This is a genomic window from Lacticaseibacillus sharpeae JCM 1186 = DSM 20505 (genome assembly GCF_001436225.1).
Lineage (GTDB): Bacteria > Bacillota > Bacilli > Lactobacillales > Lactobacillaceae > Lacticaseibacillus > Lacticaseibacillus sharpeae.
The window spans coordinates 46443-58540 of the sequence record NZ_AYYO01000037.1 but is presented as its reverse complement, the minus strand read 5'-3'; the positions used below and the strand labels follow the sequence as shown (position 1 = coordinate 58540).

The 12098-nt window shown below is 56.1% G+C and carries 11 protein-coding genes; 7 read left to right on the top strand and 4 right to left on the bottom strand.

The window, feature by feature from the left end:
- Positions 1 to 38: 38 nt before the first annotated feature.
- Complete coding sequence (locus FC18_RS07610) at positions 39 to 887, bottom strand: MurR/RpiR family transcriptional regulator (RefSeq protein ID WP_056975948.1); 849 nt, start codon at positions 885 to 887, stop codon at positions 39 to 41.
- A gap of 175 nt (positions 888 to 1062) precedes the next feature.
- Between FC18_RS07610 and FC18_RS07605 the strand changes: the two genes are divergently transcribed.
- Entirely contained in the window at positions 1063 to 2094 is a 1032-nt protein-coding gene (locus FC18_RS07605) for a Gfo/Idh/MocA family oxidoreductase (protein ID WP_054678064.1), read from the top strand.
- A gap of 21 nt (positions 2095 to 2115) precedes the next feature.
- Complete coding sequence (locus FC18_RS07600) at positions 2116 to 3558, top strand: 6-phospho-beta-glucosidase (protein WP_056975946.1); 1443 nt, start codon at positions 2116 to 2118, stop codon at positions 3556 to 3558.
- Positions 3559 to 3606: 48 nt separating this feature from the next.
- Here FC18_RS07600 and FC18_RS07595 read toward each other — a convergent pair whose 3' ends face one another.
- On the bottom strand, positions 3607 to 4179 hold the full coding sequence (locus FC18_RS07595; RefSeq protein ID WP_054678062.1) for an isochorismatase family protein: 573 nt from the start codon (positions 4177 to 4179) through the stop codon (positions 3607 to 3609).
- Between FC18_RS07595 and FC18_RS07590 the strand changes: the two genes are divergently transcribed.
- Positions 4162 to 4563 carry a hypothetical protein gene (locus FC18_RS07590; protein WP_054678060.1) on the top strand — a complete coding sequence of 134 codons (402 nt, stop codon included), beginning with the start codon at positions 4162 to 4164 and terminating at the stop codon, positions 4561 to 4563. The two genes, FC18_RS07595 and FC18_RS07590, sit on opposite strands and share 18 nt — an antisense overlap.
- Positions 4564 to 4635: 72 nt before the next feature.
- Here the strand turns inward: FC18_RS07590 and cls are convergent, their stop codons facing one another.
- Both cls and FC18_RS07580 read right to left on the bottom strand, forming a co-directional pair.
- Positions 4636 to 6108, bottom strand: coding sequence for a cardiolipin synthase (gene cls / locus FC18_RS07585; RefSeq protein ID WP_056975944.1), 1473 nt, complete (start codon positions 6106 to 6108; stop codon positions 4636 to 4638).
- On the bottom strand, positions 6101 to 6730 hold the full coding sequence (locus FC18_RS07580; RefSeq protein ID WP_054678058.1) for a TetR/AcrR family transcriptional regulator: 630 nt from the start codon (positions 6728 to 6730) through the stop codon (positions 6101 to 6103). Before FC18_RS07580 ends, cls begins: the two co-directional genes overlap by 8 nt.
- Before the next feature lie 229 nt (positions 6731 to 6959).
- Here FC18_RS07580 and FC18_RS07575 point away from each other — a divergent pair, with 229 nt between their 5' ends.
- The 4 genes from FC18_RS07575 to FC18_RS07560 all read left to right on the top strand — a co-directional run bounded on the left by FC18_RS07575 (position 6960) and on the right by FC18_RS07560 (position 11767).
- Positions 6960 to 7202, top strand: coding sequence for an NUDIX hydrolase (locus FC18_RS07575; protein WP_054678056.1), 243 nt, complete (start codon positions 6960 to 6962; stop codon positions 7200 to 7202).
- A gap of 15 nt (positions 7203 to 7217) precedes the next feature.
- Positions 7218 to 7979 carry a nucleoside phosphorylase gene (locus tag FC18_RS07570; RefSeq protein WP_056975942.1) on the top strand — a complete coding sequence of 254 codons (762 nt, stop codon included), beginning with the start codon at positions 7218 to 7220 and terminating at the stop codon, positions 7977 to 7979.
- Between the two features lie 294 nt (positions 7980 to 8273).
- Positions 8274 to 9995 carry an ABC transporter ATP-binding protein gene (locus tag FC18_RS07565; protein ID WP_056975940.1) on the top strand — a complete coding sequence of 574 codons (1722 nt, stop codon included), beginning with the start codon at positions 8274 to 8276 and terminating at the stop codon, positions 9993 to 9995.
- Complete coding sequence (locus FC18_RS07560; RefSeq protein WP_056975938.1) at positions 9995 to 11767, top strand: ABC transporter ATP-binding protein; 1773 nt, start codon at positions 9995 to 9997, stop codon at positions 11765 to 11767. The genes FC18_RS07565 and FC18_RS07560 overlap by 1 nt, the downstream gene beginning before the upstream one ends.
- Positions 11768 to 12098 lie beyond the last annotated feature (331 nt).

Sequence of the window (12098 nt, the reverse complement as noted above, 5' to 3'; positions counted from 1 at the left end):
AGGATTTTACTTAATCTTGGCAAAAATACGCACTAGTTTTACGACTGAAACAGCTCCGTGTAGTTGGTCTTCAGCTGCGCTAGGTTGTGCTGGTAGGACTTGGCGTAGACGATGGTAAAGAGGGTGTCCAGAATGTACTCGAACGATGCCTGGGAGGCAAACGTGCCGATCTTGATGCGCTCCTGCTCGCTCTGGGTGATGGCGATGGTTTGGGTGGCGTATTGCACCTGGTCGCTTTCAGGATTGCCGGTGATGAGTAGCGTTGGGATATTGCGCTGGTGCAGGAACTTCAAGATGCGCGTGTGCTGGGGGACCATCCCCGCATAAGAGAGGAAGATGGCCAAATCGTCTTGGCCGAGGTTCGCCGCCGTCCACATCATGTCGCCGTACTCCTCGCCGATGACCGCGAACTTGTTAATCTTCGTGAGTTTGGTTTGAAACGACCGCGCCCTGATTTGCGAGTCGCCGATGGAGAAGAGAAACAACCGGTGGGCGTTATTGATGCGTTCGGCCGCTGTGTGCAGCGCGTCTTCGTTCAGCTGCAGCACCGCACGCCGCACCGCCGCAATGGTCAACTCGGCCATGTTGCTGGCGATGTCCATGGCCGAGTCTCCGGGGCGGAAGGGGAAGTTCGCGTCCACGTCGGTGAGCGCCGCCACGTTTTGGTGCACTGCCTCCACAACGGCCTGGCGCAACTCGCGGTAGCCCGAGTAGCCCAGCGTTTTGGCGAAGCGCACGATCGCTGAATGCGAGGTGTAGGTGGCGGCGGCCAGCTCCTGAATTGCCATGGTGGCCACGGCGTCCATGTTGCCCGCGATGTAGGTCGCAATGCGCTGCTCGTTGTCGGTAAAGTTATCGGTCTGCTGCAATTTGTCGGTTAATAACATTGGCTCACGTCCTCTCACGGTTAACCATACCTGATTCTGAACATAATGTTTAGCCTGTTTATGAAATTGCTTTCTTTTTTAAAACTTGTGACCAATCGGCGGCTAATTCAGCAGCGCGGGCGGGTAACCGGGCTACACTGGAAGATGTAAGTTCAGGCCATGCAGGAGGTGCAGGATGGAAAAATTAACCATTGCATATATTGGTAACGGCAAGAGCGCGAATCGGTATCACCTACCGTTTGCGCTCAAGCTGCCGGATAAGATTCGCGTGAAGACCATCTTCGCGCGGCACATGAAGGACGACTGGGCACGCGTGCCCGGCGTGCAGTATACCAGCAATCTCGATGACATCTATAATGATCCCGAGATTCAGCTGGTGGTGCTGGCGCTGCCGGCGGAGGTGCACTACCAGTACGCCAAGGACGTGCTCAACCACGGCAAGAACGTGCTGGTGGAGAAGCCCTTCACACAGACGGTGGCCGAGGCTAAGGAACTGTTCGCTTTGGGGAAGGCGAAGAACCTGCTCGTGCAGTGTTACCAGAACCGACGCTACGATTCAGACTTCCTGACGGTCCAAAAGGTGATTAGCAGTGGCAAGTTGGGGGAACTTCTTGAACTGGAATCAACGTACGACTATTACCGCGCCTACGTACCTGAGGGTAACAACTTCAGCATTCTAAACAGCTTCCTGTATGGCCATGGTTGCCACACGCTCGACCAGGTGATTTCGTACTTCGGTAAGGCGGATTCGGTCCACTACGACGTGCAGCAGCTGCTCGGTCCCGGCCGGATGAACGATTACTTTGACATCGACATGTATTACGGCCGCATCAAGGTTTCCGTGAAGTCCAGCTACTTCCGGGTTAAGCCGCGGCCAAGCTTCACGGTCTACGGCAAGCGTGGCGTCTTCGTCAAGCAGGCGATGGACCGCCAGGAAGTGGACCTGAAGCACTTCTACATGCCGGACCACGCCGACTTCGGCATCGACACGCCGGCAGATTACGGCACACTCACCTACCTCGACGATGCCGGCAGGTACCACGAAGAAAAAGTGGTGTCGGAAGTGGGCGACTACAGCCGGGTTTACGCCGGACTCTACGACGCCATCATTAACGGCAAGCCGAAGACGGTGAAGGATGAAGAAACGATTTACCAGGTGCAGCTGCTGGAAGACGGCATTCACACCTTGGCGGACGCGAACAAGTAACTTAAATAGGGGGATTAACACATGACTAAATTACCAGATGGATTCTTGTGGGGCGGCGCGGTTGCTGCCCACCAGCTCGAAGGCGGCTGGCAGGAAGGCGGCAAGGGCGTATCCCTGGCGGACGTGATGACGGCCGGCGACGCGAACACGCCGCGGGAGATCACGGACGGCGTGCTGCCCGGGAAGAACTACCCGAACCACGAAGCCATTGATTTTTACCACCACTACAAAGAGGACATCAAGTTGTTCGCCGAGATGGGCTTCAAGGCGTTCCGCACCTCCATTGCCTGGACACGGATTTTTCCGAACGGCGACGAAGCTTTGCCGAACGAAGAAGGATTGAAGTTCTACGATGACGTGTTCGCCGAATGCAAGAAGTATGGCATCGAACCCGTGATTACCCTGGCGCACTTCGAAATGCCATGGCACCTGATCAAGGAATACGGCGGCTGGCGGGACCGGCGACTGATTGACTTCTACCTGCGCTTCGCCGAAGTCTGCTTCAACCGTTACAAGGACGTCGTGAAGTACTGGATGACCTTCAACGAAATCGACAACCAGGCTGACTACAACCGCAAGTTCTCGATGGCGACCAACTCCGGCTTGCTGTTTGCTGACGACAGCACGCCAGCAGAGCGTGAGGCCGCGATGTACCAGGCGAGCCACTACGAACTGGTTGCTAGCGCCAAGGCGGTGCGGCTCGGTCACGCCATCAACCCCGACTTCAAGATTGGGAGCATGATCAACTTCACGCCGCAGTACCCCGCTTCTTCTAAACCTGAAGACATCCTGATGGCGGACAAAGCGATGCAGAAGCGTTCTTGGTGGAGTGATGTGCAGGTTAACGGCGAATACCCTGGATACATGAAAGCATACCTGCGCAAGACCGGTTACGCGCCCGACATCACGGATGCTGACCGCGCGGCACTGGCAGCCGGCAAGGTCGACTACATCGGCTTTTCATACTACAGCTCCAACACCGTAACGGCCAAGGCGGACAACCCTGACTACAACTTCGACGGCGAGAGTGAGCAGACAGCTAACCCACACCTGCCGAAGAGTGACTGGGGTTGGACCATCGACCCGGTTGGCCTGCGTTCCAGCCTGAACTGGCTGTACGAACGGTACCGTGTCCCACTGATGATTGTGGAGAACGGGCTGGGCGCTTACGACAAGGTTGAAGCGGACGGCAGCATTCACGATCCATACCGCATTGACTACCTGCGGGCCCACATCGAGCAGATGGAGAAGGCCGTGGACGAGGACGGTGTTGACCTGGTCGGCTACATGCCTTGGGGTTGCATCGACCTGGTTTCCGCCGGCACTGGCCAGATGGACAAGCGGTACGGCTTCATCTACGTCGACAAGAACGATGCGGGCGAAGGCACACTCGCCCGTTCACGCAAGGATTCCTTCGCATGGTACAAGAAGGTCATTGCCACTAACGGTGAAGACTTAGCCTAAATAAAAACGCATTTCTACGCGAACTGGCGTGGAAATGCGTTTTTTGGGTTATTCTTCGCCCAGTTCGCCGATGATTTCATCGGTGGTGGCGACGCGGGCGATACGGCCGAACATCTTGTTGAAGAAGAAGTTGTGCTTCTCTTCATCGCGGTCGCTGCACGCATCTTCCAGCACGATGACGTTGTAGGCGTACTGGAAGGCATCCAGCGCCGTCGCGTACACCCCGTTAGAGGTGGAAACGCCGGTCAGGATGATGGTGTCGATGCCAAAGCGCCGCAGCTGGACGTCCAGGTCGGTGCCGACGAACGCGCCGGGATTGTGCTTGGTGACGCGGATGACGTTGCGGGCGCTCTGATCACTGGCGATGGGCAGGCTGAGGTCGGGCGCGTTGGTTAATGTGGGAATACTGCGCTTTTCGGCGGCGAACGGGTAGAGGTGCGTGAACGTTGCGGTTTCGACGCTGACCAGGGCGATGAGCGCGCTGGTGTTCTTCAGCACGGTCGTCAGCCGGGTGTTGGCGGTCAGCATGTCATCTAGTGAGTTGGGGGCCAGTGGGGCGGCGTTCAGGATATCTTCTTGGAGGTCAATGACGACCAGCGCGGTATGGGCAAGATTCAGCATGGCGACTTCTCCTTTAGCGGTTGCGGACGAGTTTGGTATCCAAATTATACCGTGTTTGACGCCGCTTTGGGGGATGCTTTTCGTGTCATTTTTGCGACTATTCATCAATTTGCTAACCCGCTGTCTGTACTTGAATCTAGCGCAAATTACGGCTATTCTGGGGGGAAGTTGGTGAGTAGGGTGAAATACATTAAGGCACATCCGACCAAGTACACGCACAGTTTGCTCATTATCAATCGGTTGATCATGCCGCTAATCATTGTAACAACGATTGTGGAACTAATGCGGTGGCCGGTGTTAAGTGTGGTGCTTGAGCTAGTTGGCGCGGTTACCATTACCGTTGGGGTTGTGTTGTTGATTCTTGATTGGCGGGTCAGAAAATAGTGCCGTTGTCAGATTAAAGGCGGCATAAAAATAAGCGAGCACGTCCGCGATTGGACGTGCTCGCTTTGTTGTTTACAGCACTGGTGACAACAGGCGCGAGAAGTTCTGCTTGAACCGCAGCCAGTGGCCCCAGCTGCCAATGATGTCTTTGGTCAGCAGGGTACTCTGGGCGAGGTCGTCGGTGAAAATCTGGGCGAGCTGCTTGGTGATTTCGGTGTCGTACATGAACGTGTTGACTTCGAAGTTCAAGCCGTATGAGCGGAAGTCCTGGTTGGCCGAGCCGACCGTGCTGAGATCATCATCGACCAGCATCGTCTTGGCGTGCAGGAACCCGTCATCGTACGTGTAGACCTTCACCCCGAACTCCGTGAGCAGGCGCGCGTAGTATTGCGTTGCCCGGTAGATGAATGGGTGGTCGGGCATGCACGGAATCATGACGCGCACGTCGACACCGGCCGCCGCGGCCATGCGCAGGGCGGTAATCATGGAATCGTCGGGCACGAGGTAGGGACTCTGGAGCCAGACCCGGTGCTTGGCGGAACTAATCAGGTTGATGTACCCCAGCTTGATTTGTTCAACCGGTGAGTCGGGGCCGCTGGTGACTACCTGCATGCTGGTCGTCCCCGAAACGGGACTATCGGGTGCGGGGAAGTAAAACGGCGTGTAGGCCAGGTGCTTGTCGCTGGTGACTGAGGCGTTCCAGTCCATCATGAAGCGCATCTGCAGCAGCGAGACGCCGTGGCCGATGATGCGCAGGTGGGTATCGCGCCAGTAGCCGAACTTCTTGCTGCGGGAGAGGTACTGGTCGCCAACGTTGAAGCCGCCCGTGTAGCCGATTTTGCCATCAATCACGACAATTTTACGGTGATCGTGGTAGTTCAGGCGGAAGCGAGCGATGGTGTTGGTGGAGGTGACGAACGGCACGGCGCGACCACCGGCAGCGGTGAGGGGTGCCCAGAAGCTGGCGTTAATCCCGTTCGAACCGAATGCGTCGTACACGACCCGGACCTCGACGCCCTCATACGCGCGGGCCACTAAGGCGTCACGCAATTCGGCACCGATGTTGTCGGGGTAGATGGTGTAATACTCGATGTGAATGCTGGTCTGTGCGTGGGCGATGTCGGTGAGCAGCGCGGCGAACTTGTCATTGCCGTCGGTGAAAATCTTGACGGCGTTACGGCGCGTTAATGGCGCCCGGTCGATGCGGCGGAAGAGCTCGACGGTCTGTTGCCGTTCACGGACAACGCGGTCGGCGTCGGTATGCGCGAGCTTCGGCACTGCCGCCTTTTGCGTCTCAATGACTTCTTGCAGCCCGATGCGATCTTGCGTGTGCATCTTGAACAACTTCGCGTGGCCCAACCCGCGGCCGGTGAACATGAAGAGCAAGAAACCGAACCCGGGGATGAGCACGAGCACCAGCAGCCAGGCCCACGTTGCGGCGATGTTGCGCGGCGTGTGGAAGACCGTGATGACGGCGGCAAGAGCGTTCAGAGCGATGAGTGCAGAAACGAACGCGGGTACGTGGACGAGAACGTAATCAATCATTCGCCGTTGCCCTCCCTAGGTATGCGTCTGGGGACATGTTGCCGAAGTGGCCGCTGGCATCGTCCAGCCCGAGCCGGTCGAACAGGTAGTGCAGGTCGGTGATGACGTCTTCGGCCTGAATCTCGACGTCGTTGCCAATGTAGTCGGTCAGCACGGACACGAGCATGGCGGCGGCGAAGTGCACCATGCGCTTAGGGTTTGGTGCCTCGCGAATCAGCGCCACGATTGGCGGCAGCTGCTCCGAGTTGGCCGCGGTGACGGCGTTGTTGAAGTCGCCCAGAATCTTGGTGACGACGCGTACCAGTTCCTGATAGGAAGAGAACTGCTGGTTTTCGACGAGCAGGTTACGCATCAACTTGCGGTTGTCGGCGACCCACCAAATAATGGAGTCCAGCCGGGAGCTGGGCCGCATCCGGTCGAGCTCAGCGAACATCTCCGGTGTAATCAGGATGGGCATCGACGCACTGAGCGCCTCGTACTTGTTGTGGAAGTAGCGGTAGAACGTGCTGCGGTCAATTCCGGCGTTCTGGGCGATGTCGTCCACGGTGATTTTTTCAAACGGCTTGTGGCGCATTACCTCTATTAATGCCCGTTCGATTGCGTGGTCTGTTGGTTGTGTCATGATTTCCCCCTATTGCAGCTGGTGCGTTGTTCCCCAAGTGTGATGCGACAAAAAACGATGTATGTTGCTTCCGATTTTAACGCAGACCGCGAGCGGGTACAAGTTTGGTGCGTTGACGCGGATTGGCGGTGCATTATTGCGTATTGGGCAGTGGTGAAAAATGGACGTAGACAGTGGGTAGGTTTGCGGCGTAAAATTGCGATTAAACATTTAGAAAGAACGTGTGCTAATGGACCGCTTTTACCCTTGTGAAATGACTACCTTCTGCTTGATTCGGTGCCAAGACGATTTGCTCGTGCTGGCGAAAAATGATTCGGAATTCGAACCATCCCTGACCTTCCCCGGTGGTCATGTGGAAGCAAATGAGTCCGTGACTGCCGGTGCGGTGCAGAAGGCTAAGTTGAACGCGGTGGTCCAGGCGGTGCTCGATACGTACCTGAACGGATCAACGCGGGAACTATATTTTGCATAATGTGGGGTGTTTTGAATGACTGATTTGACGCTGCTGAACTATGACGGCAACCCGGACGCGGTGATTAACCCGTTCCGCGATGAGGGCTTCGTTTTTCCCGACCGCATGCTTTTTGCGTTCATCACGGAGGAAAATGTGGCACGGTTTGTTGCGCAGTACCCGCACACGGTAAGCGGCACGTTTGAGACCGTCTCGAATGTGTTCACTGTCTACACGCTGAACGTAGAGGGAACGGATATTGGTATTTGCCGCGCACCACTGGGCGCGGCCGCGGCGGTGCAGTTGCTGGAATTCTTGATTGCGTATGGGGCCAAGCACATCATTGCGGTCGGTTCGTGCGGCGTGCTCACGGATACCGCAGAGAATGAGTTTCTGGTGGTGGCTAAGGCGTTGCGGGACGAAGGAACATCCTTCCACTATCTACCCGCAGCCGCAGACATAGTTTTGAACGCGGAGTTTGCGGCGCAGATTAAGCAGAGTCTGACGGCAGCACACATTCCGGTACGTGCCGTGCAGACGTGGACCAACGACGCGTTCTTCCGCGAAACACCGGCCAAGATTGCGGCGGCACTTGCTGCAGGCTACACTGTGGTGGAAATGGAGTGTGCCGCCATGGCTGCGTGCGCCCAATTTCGGGGCGCGGTGTTCGGCCAGCTGCTGTTTACGGGCGACTCACTGGCCAATGTGGCTGCGCATGATGCCCGCAACTTTGGGCAAGAATCACACATGGCGGCCATGACCCTTGCCGTGCGGGCATTACGCGCAAACGCTGAATAGAAGCGAATATGTAATTTTATCCGCAATTTAATTGACACATCGCAACTTTTCGTCGCGGTGTGTTTTTTTCATGCCGCAGCGGATGTGTTAACGGTTTGCGCTTCGAATCCGTGATTTGTCCATCATTTCTGGACATTGCCAAACAGGCGTGCGCACACTGTATTTATTGTGTTATATTAGGTAATACTAAGCTAAAAATGATAGTGCTGTGGATTTTTACTAAATGCCAGCACCTGAGCATTAGGGTTGTGCCGATTGGATCAAAGTTTCCTGGCCGACTCAGGGGAGGAAATTATGAAGACACTATGGCCATACTTAAGACGCTTCTGGGGCGTCGAGGTGGCAGCGATGGTCGCAACATTCGTTTATGCGTTCGCCAACTTATGGCAGCCCAAACTGTTGCAGGGCGTCATGAACGCGATTATCAAAGGCAACAACGACGCGGTGGTCCGTTACGGGGTTGAACTGCTCTTGCTCGCGCTCCTCGGAATCATCGCTGGGGTCGCCAACACGATATTCAGTGCCCGCGCGGCGTTGAATATCTCGACCAAGATGCGCAGTGACATCTACCACCACGTGCAGAAGTTCGCGTTCGCTGACATCGAGAAGTTCGCCGCCAGCAACTTGGTGGTACGGATGACCAACGATATCAACCAGGTGCAGGGCATGATCATGCAGGCACTGCAGATTGTGGCGCGCGTGCCGATTATGTTCATCGGGGCGCTCGTGCTCGCGATGATGACCATCCCCGAGATGTGGTGGATGGTCGTATTGATGATCGTGATTGTCGCCATCATCGCCTGGATTGGGCTCACCGTGCTGGGCAAAAAATTCGGCCAGGTCCAAGGCTACATCGACCAGGTCAACACGATTGCGCGCGAGAACCTGATGGGTGTGCGCGTGGTGAAGTCGTTCAATCAGGAAGCAAACCAGGAGAAGAAGTTCGCCGGCGCGTCTGACAAGATGACCAAGGTCAGTGTCCAGATTGGCTACATCTTTTCCATGATGATGCCCGGGGTGTTCGCGTTTGCCAACATCGCCATCGGGGCCGCAGTCCTGATTATTGGGCACAACATCACGGACCACCCGGCCTACCTGGCGGCCATCGCTAGTTTCGTCGGCTACATGATGCAGCTGTTCATGGCCATCATCAACGCTGGGTTCATCGCGACGGGGGCGACCCGTGCCTTCGTTTCTCTCGGCCGAATTGGTACCGTCCTGCAGCATCAGCCATCGATGGCGTTCAAGGACGTGCCGGAGACTGAATTGTCCGGGAGCATTGAGTTCAACCACGTGACGTTCAGTTATCCTGGGGATGCGTTGCCAACTCTGCGCGACGTATCCTTCAAGGTTGAACCCGGTGAAATGGTCGGGATTGTTGGGGCCACCGGGGCGGGTAAGTCCACGCTGGCTCAGCTGATTCCGCGCCTGTTTGATCCCGATAGCGGCCAAATCAAGGTCGGGGGCAGCGATGTGCGCGACGTCGCGGAGGCCACGCTGCGTGATAGCATCTCGATGGTGCTCCAGCGCGCGACGCTGTTCTCCGGGACCATCGCGCAGAACCTGCGGCAGGGAAAGCCGAATGCGACCGTAGCCGACATGCGCTGGGCCGCAGATGTCGCGCAGTCAGAAGAATTCATTCGCCGGCTCGACAACGAGTTCGACGCCACGGTGGAAGAACGTTCCGCGAACTTCTCTGGGGGCCAAAAGCAGCGACTCGCCATCACCCGTGGGGTCATCGGCAAGCCGAACATCCTGATTATGGATGACTCGACCAGTGCCCTGGATGCCCGCAGTGAGCGCCTCGTGCAGGAAGCGCTCGCCCGCGAACTGACCGGAACGACGACCGTGATTATCGCCGAGAAGATTTCGTCCATCATCCATGCCGACCAGATTCTGGTCATGGACCACGGGCAAGTCGTTGACCGCGGGACACACGAACAGCTGGTCCAGTCCAGTCCGATTTATCAAGAAATCTACACCACGCAGAAGGCTAAGGAAGGGAGGAACGCATAATGAAACAGAACCTGAAACGGGCCGGGAAGTTCTATTACTTCTACATGAGTAAGTACCCGTGGCAGCTGCTGGCATCAGTAGTTGTGGTTATCTTCTTTGCGGTCTTCAACTCCTTAGCCCCGGTATATCTCGGCAAGACCGTGCAGGACCTAACCGAATTCCTGCACGCCTGGCAAAACGGCGGGGGGAGCCTCAGCCAGTTCAACCTCGATGCCGGCATTCTGATTCTCTGCTACCTACTATCTGGTCTCGGGGACTTCGGGACCTCCATGATTCTCTCCTGGATTGGTGGGGTGGCAACGGGGGAAATGCGTTCCGGCTTGTTCAACAAGATGCAGCGGATGCGGGTGCAGTACTTCGACACCCACAGCGACGGGGACATCCTCGCCCGCTTCACGAGTGATCTGGACAATATTTTCAACGCCGTCAACGAAGCCTTCGTCCAGACGTTCTACAGCATCGCCCAGATTGTCGGGTCGTTGTACATGATGTTCAGCACGAACACCACGTTGGCCTGGGTCGGCCTGGCGACAACGCCGTTGGCCCTTGCCATCGCGGCGGTCAACATCCGCGTGGCGAGCCAAGCGGTGGACCAGCAGCAAAACGACATCGGGAAGCTGAATGGGTACATCAACGAACAGGTGACGGGCCAGAAGGTCATCATCACGAACGGCCTGCAGGAAGACTCCATTGCCGGGTTCGAAACGCTCAACCAGACCGTGAAGAAGACGGCACTGCGGGGCCAAATCTGGTCCGGGATTCTGCAGCCCCTGATGAACGGGATGATGCTGCTGACATCCGCCGTTGTCATCTTCGGCGGTAGCTGGATTGTCATGCAGGGCGGCATGTCGACCGGTGCGGCGCTCGCACTGATTGTCGTGTTCGTCCAGTACGCCCAGAACTATTTCCAGTGCATCATGCAGATGACGAGCATGTATGGTCAGATTCAACTGGCCATCACCGGGGCTCGCCGAGTGAGCGAGGTGCACGAGCAGCCGGATGAAGTTAAGCCGGCACACGGCTTGCCGGTTAGCGAAGTGCATGATGAAGTAGTGATTGACAACGTGCGCTTTGGCTACCAGCCGGGCAAGGAAATCCTGCACGGAGTCACGCTGAAGGCTAAGCGCGGTGAAATGGTCGCACTGGTCGGGCCAACTGGGGCCGGCAAGACGACGGTCATCAACTTGCTTAACCGGTTCTACGATGTGGACGCGGGCGCCATCACCATCGACGGGGTGGATATCCGTGAGCTCGACCTGACCCAGCTGCGCGACACCGTGGGCATCGTGCTGCAGGATCCGCAGCTGTTTAGCGGCACCATTGCCGAGAACATCTGCTTCGGCAAGCCCGACGCCACGGAAGCCGAGATGTATGCCGCCGCAGAACAGGCCCACATCCACGACTTCATCACGAGCTTGCCGGACGGTTATCAGACGCAGATTAGCGACGAACAGTCGGTCTTTTCCGCCGGCCAGAAGCAGCTCGTCAGCATCGCCCGCACGATTCTGACCAATCCGCGGATTTTGATTCTCGATGAAGCAACGTCGAACGTTGACACCGTGACCGAGAAGAAGATTCAGGCGGCCATGGACAACGTCATTAGCGGCCGGACGAGCTTCGTCATCGCCCACCGCCTGAAGACGATTCTGAAGGCCGACGACATTGCGGTCCTGCGCGATGGACGGATTGTCGAAGAGGGCACGCACGCGCAGTTGCTTGAGGAAAAGGGCTTCTATGCGGGCTTGTATAAGTCACAGATGGTATTTAACTAAAACAAACAAGCACAAAATGCCTGGAGCATTTTGTGCTTGTTTTCTTTTTCAACTTGCAAAGTAGTTAACATGTTTTCTTGATTTTTGAACTTGTGCTTAAAATTTCTACGAACGTTTACTTAGCATAAAAAGTTGTTGCGAGAGTTGATGAACTGTTGTGTTTATGGGTGAACCGTGTTTAGATATCTTCAATTGTCTTGAAGTGAATGCGCAAAACTTTGGCGAATTTCGTTGCGGATTAAGTGTTTACTTTGACGCTTGGTGTTAGAATACTGTTACAGAACGTACATAGCGTTCGCGAAGTTGGGTTTTACCACTTTGTAATGGCGGT